This is a genomic window from Thermosipho atlanticus DSM 15807 (assembly GCF_900129985.1).
GTDB lineage: Bacteria > Thermotogota > Thermotogae > Thermotogales > Fervidobacteriaceae > Thermosipho_A > Thermosipho_A atlanticus.
The window spans coordinates 252,772-268,450 of the sequence record NZ_FQXN01000003.1 but is presented as its reverse complement, the minus strand read 5'-3'; the positions used below and the strand labels follow the sequence as shown (position 1 = coordinate 268,450).

The window sequence follows — 15,679 nt, the reverse complement described above, 5'->3', positions numbered from 1 at the left end:
ATTCTTAAGTTGTAAGTTCCTGGTGTAACGGATGAATCAACAAAGATAGTTAATGTAAATGGTACAGATTGATTATCAGGTACGTCAATTACAGACGGAGAAATTGATATACCAGTTGGAGCAGTACTGCCTGCTATGGTTTGAAGTTCGAAATTGACTGTACCAGTAAAGCCATTTGCTGGAGTAATGGTCATACCAACTGATTGGGAACCACCTTGTTCAATAGTGAAATTATTTGTGTCACTGATTACTTCGAATGAAGGTGTGGCTTCTTGACTTTCCGTACCAATAACATTTAGTGTAAAATTGTATTTTCTAACTAAATTGTATTTTTTACTTTTAGCACTTAATACTAAATTATATTGTCCTGGGGATAAAGTGTCTGAAACTTTCACCTTAAATATTGTTTCGATTCTTTCCATATTTAACGTAAGAGTTGATGGTTCTAAAGTTATGAAACTAAAATAAGGATTCCCTTGTTCATCTTCTATTTTTAATTCTAAATCATCGCTAAATTTATTTAAGGATTCAATTATAACAGGAAAATCACTTTGAACATTTTGATATACTTCAATGGGGGAATTGTTTGGGTTGACAATTTTGATTTCAAAATCTCTAACATTTATAATTAGTGGAACGTATTTTACCGATGAGTCAGTTTTAATTTTTAAGCTTATGTTATAACTACCTGGAGGGGTATTATCTGGTTTAATTAGTTGCACACTTACGTATCTTTCATTTTGAATGTTTAAGGAAAGGTTGTTAATATTAAACAAGCTAGAATCATTTAAGGAAATTTCCACATTTCCTGTAAACCCATTGATGGGAGTAATTAAAAGTTTGATTTCTTTTTGTGACTCGCCAATGAACTCTAAAGAAGTAGTATCAGTTCTGACCAAAATGTCTGGACTGATTTTTAAACATCCTACCAAAAAGATTGAAATTAAAACAATTAAAGAAAGAAGTAATAAAAAATAGTTTTTATTAGTTTTCATAACCCCCACTCCTTTAATAATAATTGTCATTACAAAAATTATTATATCATAAAAATTATTATGAAAGATAAAAGATGATAAAAACATGAACCTTATTTTAAAAACACCTTATTTCAAAAAAACATCATTGGAGAATAAGGTTATAAACTTTATTAAACATTTATTTAAAGTTTTCTAGAATAGGAGCAGTACTTATGAGAATAAATCCAAGAATTTTAAGTAAATTGAAAGTTTCTCCAAATATTAATAGTGACAAAACACTGGCAAAAACTATTTCTAGAGGCATTATAATTGCAACTGTTTGTGATTTAAGTTTTTTTAATGAGAAAAAACTAAGAGTTAATGGTATGAAAGTGGAAAAAATGGAGAGTAACAGACCATAACTAACGTATTCAAACTTAATAGTTGATAATTCTTTCGTAAACGATGTAATCAACAAATAGTACAAAGTTACTCCAAAAAAAGTGTAAAAGACATTTTCAAAAACATTTGAAGTTAAATTTTTTAATTTTTTTCCAGTTACTGTTATGAAAAGTGCATTTATTATAGCTGCTGCGATTATAATCAAAGTTCCAATTATGATCTCGTCGTCCTTTTCCAAACTTTGTTCGCCGAGATTGGCAAAAAATACTCCTAATATAGAAGTTACTATAGCTATCCAATTAAAAGTACCAATTTTATCCTTATAAAAAATTTTTTGAAACAGTAATACAAAGACAGGATTAGTAAAAAATAAAACAGTTGCATATGCAGGATTTAAAAATTGAAGTCCAAAAAAGAACAAATAAGCGGCAATGCCGTAATTTAATATTCCAAGTATTCCAAAAATAACAAAATTCCTAAAATTAAACTTCTTTTTAATAAATATGAAAACTAAAAATGAGATTAAGAAAGAAATAAAGAAACGTATAAACAAAATTTGGGATACTGATGCTCCGATTGTAAATAGTAATTTACCGAAAATAGAAGTGACTGAAGAGGAGAAAGAAGATAAAACAGCTGCTAAATAATGCATAATAATCTCCTTTATTTTTTTGTATTCTAAATTATATCATACAAAAATTTGATATAAATAAAAAATCCAGGGGAACTCCCTGGAAATTTAACATATTATTTTGATTTAATTCAAAATATGGTTTTCTATGATCTTTCTAAGAGTTTCTAAACTAAAAAATTTCTTTCCAATTTCAAAGTTTTCATTAACTGTTTTTTCATATAGTTCTTTGTTGAATAAAATTTCAAACAATTTTTGTGCAGCTTCTATTTCTATGTTTTCATTTACATTAACTAGTCCATTTTCTAATTTATAAGTGTTTCCTAGACTAATGAATTTTAAGCCAGATTTTTTAATATCTTTTTCAAAAACTTTATATTCGAATATAACAATTGGTTTTTTAACGATTATAGCTTCTAATAATTGGTTTCCCCAACCTTCTAGAATTGAAGGATATGTAATTGCATCTGCAATGCTATATAAATTCCAGAATGACCAAACATTATTTTCAACATTTGGATAAAGATCAACGGTTCTAATCCCATATTTGAAGGCTTTGTCTAGTAATTTGTATTTATAATTTTCACTTTCACACATTCCAGAAAATGCTAAAACAATTTCGCCATCGAAAATTTTCCCATTATACAATTGTTTTCCTTTATATTTTTTTGCTAGTTTTGACATTTGTCTAACAAGTTCAATGGCAAGTTCGATTGCTTTTCTTTCAGTAATTCTTGTTGCTTGTAAAAGAACAATTGAATTTTCGGAGATATTATATACTTCTCTAATTTGTTTGTTTATTTCCTCACTAATGAAAGGTGGTTCATCAAAATCCATTACATTTGGTACAATTATGGAATTAACACCTTTTTTTGAATATAACGCTTCTTTAGCTAATGAGTTAATTACTACATGTTTAATATTCCGATTAACTGGAGGACAATATTTGTCTAGTAGCTCTTTTATTTTTTTGTCTTGATAGTTTAAAAAATACTCTCTTTCCCACCAAAAATCATGATGATGACCAACAAAAAGTTTTTCCGGATGATTTTCAGCGTATTTTGTGAGTGCTATTGCACTTGGAAGGAAAGCTCCTAACGACCATATATTATTTGGTATAATCACGTCGTATTTACTAAGCTTTTCTTCAATATTGGAATAAATGTTCTCGGACTCATTGAATATTGTTTCAGTTAGTTCAGTTATTGAAAAATCTTCTAATTTTTCAAAAGCGTTCTTATTAATAATTCTATATTTTGGATTTTCAAAACCTATAGAAGGAATTAATACGTCCACCCCACTTTTGTTATTACCAGCTACAATATCCACGTCATGTCCCATTCTAAGTAAGACTTTCTTCCATTTTTCCATTTCTAAGGATACACCGTCCATCAAACCAGCTCTGTAATGAACTAGTGCAATTTTCATTAAATACCCTCCAATCTTTCTTCAGTATCAATATCAAAAAGCATTAATCTTTCATGATCAAGTGAAACATTTATAATTTCATCTGCAGAATATTTTGGGAATGCAGGAGCAACTATTTTAACGATTTGTTCGCCAAGTTCAACGGCAATTATTTGATGTGATCCTTGAGGTTCAACTACAAGAATTTTTTCTTTAAAGATAGCTTCATTTTCATTGTTTGTAATCAAAAGGTTTTCAGGTCTTATACCAACAATTATTTCATCTTTGTTATATCTCTCAAGAGCTTTTTTGACTTTTTCAGAAACTTTTATGTCAATGTATTCATTTTTTAAATGAATCTCATCATTGCTTCTTATAACATTCATTTTAAAAAAGTTTGTTGGTGGAGTTCCAATAAATCCAGCGACAAAAGTATTTGCACAGTTGAAATATACTTCATCAGGAGTACCTACTTGTACAATTTTTCCATCTTTCATAATTACGATTCTATCTGCCATGGACATGGCCTCAGATTGGTCATGGGTGACAAAAATTGTTGTAGCACCTGTTCTGTGATGTATAGCTTTTAATTCGGTTCTCATTTTAACTCTTAATTTGGCATCGAGGTTTGATAATGGTTCATCCATTAAAAAGATTTTGGGTTTGACAGCCAAAGCCCTTGCTAATGCTACACGTTGCCTTTGTCCTCCTGAAAGTTGAGAAGGAAATCTTTTTAAAAGTTCTTCAATTTTTACCATTTTTGCGACTTCCATTACAACTTCATCAATTTCCGATTCTTGCATTTTTCTAAGTTTTAAAGGAAATGCAATATTGTCATATACGGTCATATGTGGCCATACAGCATAACTTTGAAAAACCATACTTACTTCTCTTTTTCTTGGTTCTAAGTAAGTTACATCTTTTCCGTCAATTAATATTTTTCCTTCTGTAACTTCTTCAAGCCCTGCAATCATTCTTAAAGTTGTTGTTTTACCACAACCAGAAGGGCCAAGAAAGACTATGAATTCACCATCATTAACTTTTAGATTTACTCCTTTGGCACCCCATACCTTTTTTCCATACCTTTTTGAAAGATTTATAAGTTCTAAAGTTGCCATATATCACCGCTCCTTTTATTATTATTTTATCAATTAAACTTTTATTCCACCCCACATTTGGAGTATATATTTCCTTATTATTAGTGTAAAAACAACGGCAGGAAGTGCTAACGAGACTCCTCCAGCAGCAGTTAGATTAATTAAACCTTTAGCGCCAACAAGAGTTTGATATACTACAACTGGGAATGTAGGATTAAATTGTGTCAAAACAATTGCCTGAGCAGTTTCAGACCAACTACCAATAAAAGCATACATTGCACTTGCAGCAAGACCTGGGAATGCAAGAGGTAAAGTGATTTTAAAGAAGGCTCCCATTCTCGTTGTTCCAAATACCATAGCAGCTTCTTCAAGTTCGGTAGAAATCCCCATAAATATACTTGCTGTGATCCAAATTGTCATTCCAATTTGTCCTACAGAGTATACAAGTGATAAACCGATTGGTCTATCGTAGAATCCCATATTTATAAGTATGATCACCATCGGCATTGCAATTGAAATCCCGGGAAACATTCTTACAAACAGAACACTTAATTTTAAAAGATTTTTACCTTTAAAATTGTACCTAGCAAATGCATAGCCAGCCATTCCACCAATTGTTAGTGAGATCAAAACGGTTAATACTGCAACTTGAATACTCCTAAACAAGGCGGGTAAAGCATTGCTGGTTACTCTAAAAAAGTTTACATAGTTATCAAATAGATGTTTGGGAACTATGAATTTTACGCTTCCAATTTCTTCAAGTCTTGCATTTAAATTAACCAGTTGTGTATTATATTCATTCTTTTCTTTTTCCAGCTTAGTTATATTTTCATTGATAATAGGTATTAGATTTTCCATATTTGCTTCTTTAGCTTTCTTAAGTTGAGATTTTAATTTAACAAGGTTGACCGTTACTCTATTAAGTTTTGCTTCGAAAGTTTTAATTTGTGTTCTAAGTTTATTTATTTCTTCTTCATTTTGTTCAATTAATTTTTTGAGTTTTTTTACTTCATTATCAAAGATTTCTTTTTTAATTGTTGAATTTGTTTTGCTTCTAACAAATTTTTGAAGTTCTTCAAAATTAGAAGTCTGTATTAATGTAGAATACTGTTTTTTTGCATTACTATAAACGCTTATTAAATATTTTCCATCAACAATTTCCAGCTTATATCTATTGAAGAAAGATGGAACGAGTTGAGTTGGCCAATCATATGCTTCTTGGTCTGACATTAAAGAGATAACAATTAGGAAATAAATAGGAGTTAAAATAACTAATATAATTCCAGCAATGACAATATAGAATAATGTTTGTTTAAAAATTTTATTCACTTTCATATTATTGCTCCTCCCTTTCAAAAGCACCAGAGACTTTAAGATATATAACTGAAACAACTGATACAATTGCAGCAACAATTACAGAATAGGCAAGAGCAACTCTATAAAAACCTAATAATTGTTCTTCGTAGAAGACAACCTCTTCCAATAGAACAGGGATTCTTCTATAACCATATATCATTACAATAATTAACCACACTTGAATTGCGGATATTATTCTTAAAATTAACGCAGTTTGGATACTTGGTTTTAGCATAGGCAAAGTGATTTTTCTTAATACGGTAAATTTTGAACCGCCAAAGATATACCCAGCTTCTATAGCTTCTTTTGAAAGACCTTGAAGACCTGCAAGTAAGATCACCATCATAAATGGAATTACTTGCCACGCGTCTATAAGTATTATAAGCATAAGAGATTGAAAATCACTTCCCGCTAGGAAAGCGATTTTTCCGTTTTCAGTAATTAGTCCTAAGTGGTAGAGTAAACTATTTACCCATCCATATGTTGCAAAACCACTTGACCACATAGCGCCAACAGCAACGGCTGGAAGAGCCATTGGTATAAGAGCAATAGATAAAAGAATCTGTGCCCCTTTAAATTTTTTGTTTATAATTAACGCCAAACCTAATGCTACAATAAATTCTAAGGTAACTGAGATAAGAACAAAAATTGCTGTATTGATAACAGCTTGTTTGAAATATTCATCTTTAAAAATTGTAATATAATTATTAAGTGTAAAAATATTATTGTTTTCATCGAAAAAGCTATAATAAATAGCTGAAATTACGGGTCTTAACCAGAAAACTATGTAATAGATCAACGTAGGAGTTATCAAAATGTAAGGAACCCATTTTTTAGATATAGTTTTTGTCAAATTTTATCACCTCGCTACCAAATTAAAGGGGGCAATGAGCCCCCTTAAATTATTTCCTTTGTGCATCAATTTGAAGTTGATACAATTCTAGCATATCAATGTCAAGTTTTCCTTCTTCAAGGATCATCTTTTTGAATATTTCGTCGTAAACAAGTTTTACTTGACCCCAATCTTTCCAAATAGGTGCAATATATGAGAGAACTCCTTCATTCATAACTTTGATCGCATTTTTAATGACTTGGTCTTGTTCGTCATTTCCTAAGAATTTTATTGCTTCATCAACTGGTGGGATAAATCCACCGGTACCTTTGTGTGATTTTACCATGATGTCTGGTCTTGTCATGTATTCGACAAACTTAAGTGCAAGGTCAAAATTCTTTGTACCTTTTACAATTGCAAGACCACTTGTTCCAGCAACTGAACCTATACCAGCTGGACCTTTTGGTGCCGGTGCAATAATAAATTGAGTTGGATTACTTTTGTAAACTTCACCAACACGTGCACAATGTGCTACTGTTATCCATGTTTCTTCCCTTTTCATTGGTGGTCTTGTGTCATCGTATGTTTTAATTGCTGGAGAGAATGCATTTCTCATTTTGTATACTAAGTACCATGCAGCAACCGCTCCAGGATTATCCAAATCAGGCCAATGTGCACCATAGGATAAAGCAATAGCTCCAATTTGATAAATAAGGGATTTCATTGGAACACCGGTAACTGCAAATTTACCTTCACCTTCACCCTGGGCTATAAGGTTTGCCCATTCAGCAAGCTGTTCCCAAGTGAGATTTTGAACATCAACATCTTCAGGTTTATATTGAAGAGCTTTTTTGTTTATAAGGGTGAGATATACATCTGCACCAATAGGTAAGAAGTACCTTTTTCCGTTAAATACTGTCATTGAATCAAAACCTTTAGAAAAATGCCTGTCGGTCCATTGTTTAACATAAGGTGTAAGATCAACTACTAGGTCATTTTTGACCCATTCTGGCATTTTTGTTGCATATGCTATAATAACATCTGTAGTAATTTTTCCGGTTTCTTTTTGAACCTTTACTTGTTTCAACATGGTTTCGTCATCCATTGTTTGGAAAACTACTTTTACTCCATACATTTCTTCGAATGGTTTAATGATTTCATTGATAATGAATTCTTTTTCTGTAGGTGGAGTCCATAGTCTTGAAGTAACAACCAAAGTAGGCACACTAAATGCCATAACAACAGAAATTAATAAAAGAAGAATAAAAACCTTTTTCATAAACCCACCTCCTATTCGAAATGATATAATTGTTGCAGGACAATTTGATAATAGCATATATAAATTCTATATTAAAACTTAGATTAACGCGAAAAAACGGAAATAATATTCATTATAATAGAAAAAATGAAAAAAACTTTCTCAGAGGTGATTTTATGGAATTCAAAAAATATGTAGAGAAACTAAACCAAATCCGTGATGAAACAATAAAAACATTGTTGGACAAATGGAATCCAAAAAACGAGTTGTATTTAAAAGTTGATAAAAATGGAAAATACAAGGATTTTAAAGGTGATACAATTGTGTTTTTTCTAAATGATGCAGATAAGAGGAAAATTACAAAAATTCAAAATGAATTATATAGCAAAATAGGAAAGTATTTAGCTAAACCTTTGAGTGAAAAATATTTTCATTTAACGTTGCACGATCTATGCAATTTTAATATAACAAATGATGTTGAAAAATGTATGAAAAATAATGAAAATAAAGTAATGAAAATATTAAATACATTTAAAAATGAAAAAAATTTAAAAATGAAATCGATAGGATTATATAATGGCGGTTCTGCCATAGGAATAATGTTTAAACCTATTGATGAGGAATCTTTTTTAATTTTAATTAAGGCCAGACAAAAATTTGATCAACTCATTAAACAAGATGACTTTTACATACCGCATGTAACTTTAGGGTACTATCTTCCAATTGATTACAGCGAATCTTTACGAAAAAAAATATTTAATACCTTGATAGATATAGATATTAATTTTGAAATTGAACTCGATTTTCACAATTTAAAATATACGCATTTTACAAATATGGATAATTACATTATAAAATAGGTTAAATCTATACTATTCTGGGCTTTCGAGATAAACGTTATTTCTAAAATTATGTTACCATTATCAGAGATGTCGAAATACAAAGTCATTAAAATATTATCTATATCATAATTTTTAGGTGAATCATCTTCAAATGTATTTTTAATAAGTTCAATTAGAGAGTTATAAATATTTAATGCATCGGTAGATATAACACCGTTTTCATCGAAAGCATGTTCATTAAAAGATTTAGCAATGACCTTTAAGTTATTATCGAACAATAAAATGCAATATAAATAAACATCATCTTGAATTTTAAATTCTTCAATAAAATTTAAAGGTAGAACGTATTCAGAATCAATTTTTTTAAACAAAAAATAATCTAAAAGGGTTAGCACATGTTTTTGAAAATCTTCATGATACGGAGAATATAAATATTCGTAACTTTTTTGATTTAGTCCATAATCTGTAAGTGAAATTTTAGGATTATTTTCTAAAATGAAATTGGATATTTCTTGTATAGTATTAGTTGGAGTTTCAGTTGGTACAATTAATGTGTAGTAAATATTAATTGGAAAGATAATCATAGAAATACTCAATAATAACCAAATAAAAATTTTTATCATACTATTCTCTCCTTTCAAGTTGTTTTAAAATTCTAGTAGATCTACTAAAATTCCTAAACCGTAACCGGCGTTATATTTTATATCTAATATGTATACAGCATATTTTTGTTGACCATTTGTTAATAGAATTTTAATATCTCTTGGAAAAAGCATAATTTTTTTGTCAGCAGTTTTTATAGTAGGAAGATTGTTTTCTATATAAATACCGTGTTTTTCATATTTTTTGATAATTCTTGATGAAATATCAAAAGTATTTAAAATTTTTCCATCTAACCCTATTTCTATTATGTTGATATGTAAAAGGCCATCAGGATTTTGTTTCATTCCGAAAGTAAATAGTGAATTATCTGAATAACCAATTATTTTGTATTCACTTGAAGTATTTGGTATTAAAAAGGGAATTTTTACAATTTTTCTTTTGGATTTTCCATTAGGATTGATTTCATATAATTCAACTTGGTGTGAAATATATCCTGTTAAGGCATAATATTTTCCATTTATATAGACTTGAGGAATAGTAATTATTCCATCGATATCTTTGAATTTAATTTCCTTATTTATTGGATTTAAAGAGTTAGAAAAACTATATTCTTGGCCACTTGCCAAATATTTATGATACTTTTGAGAAAATTCTTGTTTGTATGCTAAAAATTTTAACGAGTTAGATTCTAACCTTGCGCAACAAAAATCTGCAAATGAATTTATTTCATCTTCATATATTATTTCACCATCTTGATTAATTTTGGATATATAAATGAAACTTTCGTTATCAATTGCGACACTTCCTAAAAAAACATAATCCCCATTTAACTTAAAAAGTTTACCATAGTTTAAAGTCACATCCTCATAAGGTAATGACCAAATTTTCTCGCCGTTTTTCTCAGAAGTTATAAAAAAACCATTACCACTTGCTTTTCGATATACTTGAATTGAAATAAGTTTTGAGGAATCAGTTATGGCATCTTCTACATAGTTATAATTATCTCCCTTAAAAATTATCATTGGATAAGTATTCTCTACAAAATTTGCCCTTAATACGGATATTAAGAGTTGATTATCGTCAATTTTTACCCAATCAATACCTGAAAAGGCAAAAATGGAAACAACTAATAGAAAAATTGAAAGTAATTTTTTCATTTTTTATACACCTCCTGAAGATAATTTCTGAGGTTATCGCACGTTTGCGCCCATTTGTCAGCAACTGAAAGATAGTTATAAATATAATTATGAGTGATTATGCCTTTCAAATAGTCTGGTACTTCAATATTTAAAGCCGAAAAAATATCTTTGTTTAATTCATTTTCGATCCTCTTTTTTTCTCTGAGTTTAGTAATTTTACTCATTTTATTTAACTCATCAATTTCCGATTTAATTTTTAAATAAAAAACATCAATTTCATAAATCATGGTAGTGAAAAGATTTTTCATTAAAACATTTAAAGGATTTTGGTAATCTTCAAGGAAGTATTTTTGAATTTTATAGTTTCTTTGGGAAATACTTTTTAAAAATTTTTCTGATGTTACTTTTATCTCTTTAGTGTTTTTACCCGAGTTAATATATAAATGATTGTATAAGGGAATTTTAAAAAATAATTCTGATTCATATTCTTTTACCCATTCAAATATCATTGAATTATATTCTTTGATAGTAGAAAAATGAGCCATTGATATCAACTTTTTGGTTTTTTCTAGCAGTTTTTCACCTTCAGGGTCCTCACCATAGAAATCATCAATATATTTTGTTATTTTTTCTAAATAATAAATCACATTATTCAATTTGTTAGAAAAACCTATACTTTTATAGGTAAATTTTTCGACAAATTGTGAATAATTATAATTAGGAACTTTTAAAATAACAAAATCTTCATTAAGTACCAAATCTTCAGGCTTAATTGTAGTAAGAAAATAATATTTTGAGTAGTATAATAATTGTTCTTTTAATTTTGATAATGAGTTGTTCATTGTTTTTGCTTCTTCATTTAGATTATTCTCTTGTATAACAAAATCAATAACTTTAGAAATGACATCATTCAAATCATCTTTTCTAAAAGAAAATGGAAGCTTTTCTTGGATGCCGTTAATATAATCTTCATAGGTCAAATTTCCATGTCTTAAATAATATAAATTAATGTTGTCAAATGAAACAATTGCTTTTAAAAAGCCTTCAATATCAGGAGGATTATAGCTTTTAACTTTTTCTTCAAGAGAATCTCTTTGTTTAAGAAGTGAGTGCCATTTTCCGAGAAAAATTTTATATATTTCAGCTTTTTCAATAGTGAGTTCTTTTTTAGATTCAAAAAGCTTAACAAGCGTATTAATTTTGTTTTCGTTTTTTTCTAGATTAGCCTCAATTATAAATGTCTTGTTTAACAATTCCTGTATTTTAGATATTAATTTAGAATATGAAGGTACTAGCTTTGTATCAAAAAGTATATCTAATGCTATTTTGTTATTTATCATTTCTCTACTTTGTTCTGCTTCAGATAGAATTGTACTTAATTCATTTTGTAAAGTAGAAACTAATGATTTTCTACTATCAATTTCTGATTGTAGTAATTTTTGTTTTTGTAGTATATATTTATAATATGAGGGAATTACTCCATCATCAATAATAGTTCGTAAGCACATATTTTCTAAATCCTTAAAATAAATTTGTGAATAAAATAATTGATCAATTTTATTCTTCAAATCGTTTACCTTAGATTCGATTTGTTTAAAACTTTTTTCTTCTTCATTTAGTCGTTGATCCTTCCCAATAAGCTGCTGTGGATTTATGAGATTTAGCAATGATGGATCTTCGACAGTAAAAGTTTTAATATCATTATATGCGATATTAATACTCTTTTTCAAAATTTGAGGGGCTTGAGTATCACTAAGATTATTCATAAAATCATTTTTAAGTTTTAGTAGGTAACTTTTACAATCTTTGGCATTTTCAAAATGTGGTTTTTTATTAATTAAAGGTTCATTGAGAGTAACTTTACCATTGGTGGGAATAAAAGAACTATATTGGATTGTTTCAGTTGATGTTTGAGCAATTATTTCTAAAAAGTCATCAAAATACAGAATTAAATTGTCAAACGAGAAAGAAGAAGAAGTTATTACAGTTGAAGTTCCAGCTACAGTTAAAGTAGCTATTTTCGTTTCTTTTGGTAGTTCAACTGTAAGTTTTTGAATAGTGTTTTTTTGATATTTAGGAGTGATAACTATCTTTTTTATATAATGCATAGAATAATCACTAGATAACAATGGATCATAATTTTGTAAGAGCTCTGAAACTTTATATTGTTTTTGAAAAACTATATTTTTTCGTGAATCTAGAAGAATGACAGAGATATAATCTGAAGAGAACTTAATAAGATCAAAATAAGCATGAAGTTCATTGTTTAATGCTCCTTCAAAAGATAACTCTGGAATTTGGACCGAGAACTGCCTCTCATCTTTTTTTTGTTTGTTAATTTTTATATATAATTCAACTGTACTTTGATTTAAGAAACTTTCTATTGATTCTTTTTTTCTTGTTAAAACAATTTCCATACCTTCTTTAAAAACACTTTTTCTCCACATGCTTAACCAAAAATCCTTAACATCTTCATAAGAATAAGCTTTTACATTTAAATTAATGTATAGACTTTTTAATTTTTGATACCAAGGTTTTGATTCAAATTCTTTTTCATTCATAATTTTATTTCCTACATTGTATAAGCCATGTTGCATACTGTCAAAAACGTCAGAAATGAAATCTTGTATTTCAATACTATCGTTTGTTATCCAATTTTTAAAATCTTCCCCGTTAAAAGCAAGGGGATCTTTTTTTAATAATTTTTCAAGCTGTTCAAGTTTTAATTTTCTAAATTCATTAGAATATTTTGAAATTCTTTCATCAAAGACATAGCTAATAACTTTGTTCCAAAAAGGTTGAGCAAAATTTAAAACAGTTACCATTGTATTTACAAATGGTATAAGACCAATAAAATTAGAGACACCAACTTTTGAAAAATATTCAAAAGCTTTGTTATAATTTCCGTCTTTCAAATAGGAAATACCTTCGCTAAAATCGAGAATATCTAAAAAATATGAAGTACCAGTAACAAACTCAGGATAATATTCGGAAGGAACTTCAAGCAAACTTGCAAAATCTTTGGCAGTAGTCAAATTTTTTCGAAAATTATCAAAATTGGATTGAGGGAAAGCAAATATGGAAACTAAAAGTAAAAAAAATAACAAGCTCTTAGAAGAAAGCATGTTCACACCTCAATATTAAAAAAATTGCTAAAAATATTATATCATAAAATAGAAAAAATTCAAGAGTTTAATTGTTTTTTGTTTTGGGATGATATATAATAGTGTTGAACAAACAAAAAAGGAGGGTAAATATGGTTGTCAAATCAAGGTTTGTCATCATTCCAATGCCTGTTCTTCAATTTTCAATGAAAGTTCGACCAGCAAACGCTGGAAGACTTTATATTTATTTGTATAGTATGTCTTTAGCTGCTGGAAGGAAAATTACTCCGTGGGTATCTTTCAGGGAGCTTGCTGATTATTTTCAAGTGAAATATGGAACTATAGAGTTGGCTGCAAAAGCGCTTATGCAAATAAATGCTATTGTTCCTATTGCAAGGAAAAATAGGAAAGGATATGGTCAAAAATACCAGGTTAATGTTCCAAAATATGTTAATGGAGAATTTATTTTTATTGCTCCAGATGAATCCAATATATTTGATGATTTAATTGTTGATGAAAACTCTAAAACATTAGTTTCTGTTATTAAAAGATTAAAATCTAGAAAAGAAAAACTATATAAAGATCAATTAAAATTATTTCACGAAGATGTTTAAATAAAAAATTTAATATATGACTTTCTAAATTATGTCATCCATATTATTAATAAAATTCAATTCATCCTTTAAAAATTGTGCATATTCAACAACTAATTTATGCTTTTCAAATGATAGCTCTTTAGCTGTTTTAGTGTGAAGTTGTGAATACAATTTTAATATCTTATCTTCGAAGTGTTTCAAAATATTTTTAAGATTAGAACCATTATTTACTGCATGAGAAATAACCCTGTATATTCCTATTGCACCTAATGCATCTATTCGATCAGCATCTTGAAGTATTTTCGCTTCAAGGGTTTTTGGGATTAATTTTTTGCGGTATCTGTGATTCTTTATCGCATATACTATACTGTCAATACAAGGATAATCAATACTTTCAAGGAAGTCTTTTGCTATCTTTGCACCTTCCTCGGCATGATCAATTGAAGGATTAACTAATTCTATTGGACGGGCTATATCATGTAAATATGCTGCAGGAATAAGGATAGTTAAGTCAGCGTGCTCTCTAATTCCAATATACCTACAATATTTTACGACTCTTAAAACATGCTCGAAACCATGATCATTGTTATTCCCAAGTGTTTTCATGGCAAATTCTTTAATCATACACCATTTTTCATGTAGATTGCTCATTTTATCTTCCTCCATATATTTGAATGTGTATTTTGTTTTAATTATATCAGTTTTTGAGTGTATGATATACTTACTGTTGAACAAACATCAGAAAAAGATATGTTTTTTTTATGTATTTTTTAATATGCAATATAATAGTTATTATACTGCATAAATTTTCATGCTTCTTCATTTATTATGCTAAGTTATGTTATTAAATTTATTAAATTTACATGTAACTTTTCAATTTTATATTGTTATTTTTAGTTAGATACTTTTGTGTTTTGATTTAGAAAATTTTGATTTTTACAAATATGCCGTTCCGTATTTCATTGACACTACCTTTTTTAATGTTATAATTGTTATTGAGAATGATTTTCAAAAAGGAGGTATAATATGACTCTTGATAAAGTTCCCGTTGGCTCCAAGGTTAAAATAAAAAATATTTTTGAATCTAATATTAAACACAGACTATTAGGAATGGGATTAATTCCTAACACAATAATTGAAGTTGTTCATACTTCGCCAATGGGAGATCCTCGGGCATATAGGGTTTTCAATAAGTTAATTACATTAAGGAATACAGAAGCTTCAAAAATAGAAGTTGAATTTCTTGAAGATTATATTCCGCTTTCTGCAGTTTCTGAAGGTGAGTATATTGTCTCTGGTTTTTTGGGAGGACATAGATTTCTAAGAAAAGTTGCAAATTTAGGTTTGAAAACTGGATTAAAAATCACATTAAAAAATTCTGTTGTTTATATTAATGGTAAAAAAATTGCACTTGGACATGGCATGAAAGAAAAAATATTTCTAAGGAGGCTGTAAT

The 15,679-nt window shown here is 28.6% G+C and carries 14 protein-coding genes; 3 read left to right on the top strand and 11 right to left on the bottom strand.

The features are described 5' to 3' along the window. The 7 genes from BUB65_RS05320 to BUB65_RS05290 form a co-directional block, all read right to left on the bottom strand. The coding region (locus BUB65_RS05320; protein WP_200773535.1) for a COG1470 family protein at positions 1-995 on the bottom strand (995 nt) is incomplete at its 3' end. Positions 996-1,155: 160 nt separating this feature from the next. Continuing rightward, positions 1,156-2,010 (bottom strand): DMT family transporter, encoded by an 855-nt coding sequence (locus BUB65_RS05315; RefSeq protein WP_073072982.1) that lies wholly within the window; start codon positions 2,008-2,010, stop codon positions 1,156-1,158. Positions 2,011-2,115: 105 nt separating this feature from the next. Continuing rightward, positions 2,116-3,417 (bottom strand): mannosylglucosylglycerate synthase, encoded by a 1,302-nt coding sequence (gene mggS, locus BUB65_RS05310; RefSeq protein WP_073072980.1) that lies wholly within the window; start codon positions 3,415-3,417, stop codon positions 2,116-2,118. Then, positions 3,417-4,514 carry an ABC transporter ATP-binding protein gene (locus tag BUB65_RS05305; RefSeq protein WP_073072978.1) on the bottom strand — a complete coding sequence of 366 codons (1,098 nt, stop codon included), beginning with the start codon at positions 4,512-4,514 and terminating at the stop codon, positions 3,417-3,419. Before BUB65_RS05305 ends, mggS begins: the two co-directional genes overlap by 1 nt. 33 nt (positions 4,515-4,547) lie before the next feature. Next, complete coding sequence (locus BUB65_RS05300; RefSeq protein WP_073072976.1) at positions 4,548-5,828, bottom strand: carbohydrate ABC transporter permease; 1,281 nt, start codon at positions 5,826-5,828, stop codon at positions 4,548-4,550. 1 nt (position 5,829) lies between these two features. After that, positions 5,830-6,702 carry a carbohydrate ABC transporter permease gene (locus BUB65_RS05295; protein WP_073072972.1) on the bottom strand — a complete coding sequence of 291 codons (873 nt, stop codon included), beginning with the start codon at positions 6,700-6,702 and terminating at the stop codon, positions 5,830-5,832. A gap of 49 nt (positions 6,703-6,751) precedes the next feature. Beyond that, on the bottom strand, positions 6,752-7,960 hold the full coding sequence (locus BUB65_RS05290; RefSeq protein WP_073072970.1) for an ABC transporter substrate-binding protein: 1,209 nt from the start codon (positions 7,958-7,960) through the stop codon (positions 6,752-6,754). 155 nt (positions 7,961-8,115) lie between these two features. Between BUB65_RS05290 and BUB65_RS05285 the strand changes: the two genes are divergently transcribed. Next, positions 8,116-8,799, top strand: a complete 684-nt coding sequence (locus BUB65_RS05285; protein WP_073072968.1) for a hypothetical protein — start codon at positions 8,116-8,118, stop codon at positions 8,797-8,799. Here BUB65_RS05285 and BUB65_RS05280 read toward each other — a convergent pair. From BUB65_RS05280 to BUB65_RS05270, 3 genes are read right to left on the bottom strand one after another with little or no spacing between them, the layout of a single operon-like run. Next, positions 8,784-9,404, bottom strand: coding sequence for a hypothetical protein (locus BUB65_RS05280; RefSeq protein ID WP_073072965.1), 621 nt, complete (start codon positions 9,402-9,404; stop codon positions 8,784-8,786). The two genes, BUB65_RS05285 and BUB65_RS05280, sit on opposite strands and share 16 nt — an antisense overlap. Before the next feature lie 24 nt (positions 9,405-9,428). Next, positions 9,429-10,541: a hypothetical protein gene (locus tag BUB65_RS05275; RefSeq protein WP_073072963.1), complete on the bottom strand. Its 1,113-nt coding sequence runs from the start codon at positions 10,539-10,541 to the stop codon at positions 9,429-9,431. Continuing rightward, complete coding sequence (locus BUB65_RS05270; protein ID WP_073072961.1) at positions 10,538-13,648, bottom strand: hypothetical protein; 3,111 nt, start codon at positions 13,646-13,648, stop codon at positions 10,538-10,540. The genes BUB65_RS05275 and BUB65_RS05270 overlap by 4 nt, the downstream gene beginning before the upstream one ends. Before the next feature lie 131 nt (positions 13,649-13,779). On the opposite strand from BUB65_RS05270, the gene BUB65_RS05265 reads away from it, so the two are divergent. Continuing rightward, a complete protein-coding gene (locus tag BUB65_RS05265; RefSeq protein ID WP_073072959.1) occupies positions 13,780-14,241 on the top strand; it encodes a hypothetical protein in 462 nt (153 codons plus the stop codon). 24 nt (positions 14,242-14,265) lie between these two features. Here BUB65_RS05265 and BUB65_RS05260 read toward each other — a convergent pair whose 3' ends face one another. After that, the gene (locus BUB65_RS05260) at positions 14,266-14,874 is read right to left on the bottom strand and encodes an HD domain-containing protein (protein WP_159429135.1); all 609 of its coding nucleotides are present in this window, start codon (positions 14,872-14,874) and stop codon (positions 14,266-14,268) included. Positions 14,875-15,249: 375 nt separating this feature from the next. Between BUB65_RS05260 and BUB65_RS05255 the strand changes: the two genes are divergently transcribed. After that, positions 15,250-15,678, top strand: a complete 429-nt coding sequence (locus BUB65_RS05255) for a FeoA domain-containing protein (protein ID WP_073072958.1) — start codon at positions 15,250-15,252, stop codon at positions 15,676-15,678. The last annotated feature ends 1 nt before the right edge of the window (position 15,679 follow it).

What these genes read in the sequence shown, in the direction of transcription:
- BUB65_RS05315 (WP_073072982.1), bottom strand. Translation starts at nt 2,010, where the DNA reads ATGCATTATTTAGCAGCTGTTTTATCTTCTTTCTCCTCTTCAGTCACT.
- mggS (WP_073072980.1), bottom strand. Translation starts at nt 3,417, where the DNA reads ATGAAAATTGCACTAGTTCATTACAGAGCTGGTTTGATGGACGGTGTA.
- BUB65_RS05305 (WP_073072978.1), bottom strand. Translation starts at nt 4,514, where the DNA reads ATGGCAACTTTAGAACTTATAAATCTTTCAAAAAGGTATGGAAAAAAG.
- BUB65_RS05300 (WP_073072976.1), bottom strand. Translation starts at nt 5,828, where the DNA reads ATGAAAGTGAATAAAATTTTTAAACAAACATTATTCTATATTGTCATT.
- BUB65_RS05290 (WP_073072970.1), bottom strand. Translation starts at nt 7,960, where the DNA reads ATGAAAAAGGTTTTTATTCTTCTTTTATTAATTTCTGTTGTTATGGCA.
- BUB65_RS05285 (WP_073072968.1), top strand. Translation starts at nt 8,116, where the DNA reads ATGGAATTCAAAAAATATGTAGAGAAACTAAACCAAATCCGTGATGAA.
- BUB65_RS05280 (WP_073072965.1), bottom strand. Translation starts at nt 9,404, where the DNA reads ATGATAAAAATTTTTATTTGGTTATTATTGAGTATTTCTATGATTATC.
- BUB65_RS05275 (WP_073072963.1), bottom strand. Translation starts at nt 10,541, where the DNA reads ATGAAAAAATTACTTTCAATTTTTCTATTAGTTGTTTCCATTTTTGCC.
- BUB65_RS05270 (WP_073072961.1), bottom strand. Translation starts at nt 13,648, where the DNA reads ATGCTTTCTTCTAAGAGCTTGTTATTTTTTTTACTTTTAGTTTCCATA.
- BUB65_RS05265 (WP_073072959.1), top strand. Translation starts at nt 13,780, where the DNA reads ATGGTTGTCAAATCAAGGTTTGTCATCATTCCAATGCCTGTTCTTCAA.
- BUB65_RS05260 (WP_159429135.1), bottom strand. Translation starts at nt 14,874, where the DNA reads ATGAGCAATCTACATGAAAAATGGTGTATGATTAAAGAATTTGCCATG.
- BUB65_RS05255 (WP_073072958.1), top strand. Translation starts at nt 15,250, where the DNA reads ATGACTCTTGATAAAGTTCCCGTTGGCTCCAAGGTTAAAATAAAAAAT.